The following is a 1,598-nucleotide window of genomic DNA, read 5'->3' as shown; positions in this document are numbered from 1 at the left end:
CAACGCGCCACCCGCCGGGCATCCAGGTGCAGGCGGCCGGTGGGCAGACGGTGCCGGTTGCGGCAACCAGCCAGGATCGCGGGGCGCTGATTTATGCTGCGGCCTGTTCCAGCTGTCACGATGCCGGGCGTCCCGTGCCTTATGGCGGTCTGCCGCTGGCGCTGAGCACCGCGACCTACGGACCCACGCCGCTCAACCCCATCAATGTCATCCTCTACGGCTTGCCGGCGCCCGAGGGCGAGCGCGGCCCGATCATGCCCGGCTTTGCCGGCGTGCTGGATGATGCCGAGATGGCGGATCTGCTTGCCTATATCCGGGCGACCTACAGCGACAAGCCGGCCTGGGACGACATCCAGGCTCTGGTTCAGAAGGTTCGTTCGGGCAGCGAACATACGGATATCCGCCCGCTGAACAGCGACGGCGGTTCCGCTCCAGCCAATCCAACCCGGCGGGAAACATCATGGTAGCTCTGACGGTAAATGGCCAATCGCACCAGATCGAGGCCGATCCGGATACGCCCCTGCTTTATGTGCTACGCGACGAACTTCATCTGCATGGCGCGAAATATGGCTGCGGTCTCGGCCAGTGTGGCTCCTGCACGGTGATGGTGGATGGCCAGGCGGTGTTTTCCTGCGTGACGCCGGTGATGCTGCTGGAAGGACGCGAAATCACGACCGTCGAGGGGCTGGGCACGATCGAAAGCCCGGGACCGATGCAACAGGCCTTTATCGAGGAACAGGCGGCGCAATGCGGCTACTGCATTCCCGGCATGATGATGCGGGCGCAGGCGCTGCTGCAGCGGAACCCGGCGGCTTCTGACGAGGAGATCGTGGCGCATATGGAGCCCAATCTCTGCCGCTGCGGCACGCATATGCGCATTCTCGCTGCCATCAAACGTGCTGGCGGCTTGATGCAGACGGCAGCGGGCGCATCGACGGCGGACACCGCGAAGAGGGCAGGCTGATGAAACACGTCTCCGCTCCCGACGTCACCCGCCGTTCCGTTTTGTTTGGAACGGGCTCGCTGATGCTTGCTTTTTCGCTGAAGCCTGCTTTCGCGCAAACCACGCAAGCGCCCGGCGATGAAACGCAGAACTTTCAGAAGGTCGAGCAGCCGGCGCCGGATCTGCCCGGCAGTCTCAAGACCAATCCGCAGCTGGATTCCTGGATCCGCATCGACGCGGACGGAAGTGCCACGGTGTTCACCGGCAAGTCCGAGTTGGGGCAGGGGATCAAGACGGCGGTTCTGCAGATCGCTGCGGAAGAACTCAAGGTGCCGTTCGAAAGCTTGAAGCTGATGGGGCCGGATACGAGCCTCAGCCCGAACGAAGGTTATACGGCCGGCAGCCACTCGGTTCAGGACAGCGGCACGGCGATCCGCCATGCGGCGGCGCAGGTTCGCGAAATCCTGATCGCTCAGGCGGCGGGCCTGTTCAATCTGGCGGCTGACAGCCTCAAGGCCGAAGGCGGTGCGGTGATCGCGCCCGACGGTCGCCGCGCGACCTATGGCGAGGTGGTTGCGGCCGAGCTGATCCAGGTGCATGCGCAGCCGACATCCAAGCTGACGCCGACCGAGGCGTTCACGGTGATGGGCAAGCC

3 protein-coding genes are annotated in these 1,598 nt (G+C 64.5%); all 3 read left to right on the top strand.

All coding sequences use genetic code 11. The features are described 5' to 3' along the window. The coding region (locus tag RTX98_RS20730) for a cytochrome c (protein WP_312798782.1) at nt 1–467 on the top strand (467 nt) is incomplete at its 5' end. Beyond that, nucleotides 461–964, top strand: coding sequence for a (2Fe-2S)-binding protein (locus RTX98_RS20725; RefSeq protein WP_312798781.1), 504 nt, complete (start codon nt 461–463; stop codon nt 962–964). The genes RTX98_RS20730 and RTX98_RS20725, both read left to right, overlap by 7 nt. Next, a partial coding sequence (locus tag RTX98_RS20720; protein WP_312798779.1) for a molybdopterin cofactor-binding domain-containing protein occupies nt 964–1,598 on the top strand: 635 nt, incomplete at its 3' end. The genes RTX98_RS20725 and RTX98_RS20720, both read left to right, overlap by 1 nt.

It is taken from the genome of Tianweitania sp. (assembly GCF_032053605.1).
In the GTDB taxonomy this organism is placed as follows: Bacteria; Pseudomonadota; Alphaproteobacteria; order Rhizobiales; family Rhizobiaceae; genus Tianweitania.
Note: the sequence above shows the minus strand (reverse complement) of the source record. Positions and strands in the feature narration are given on the sequence as shown.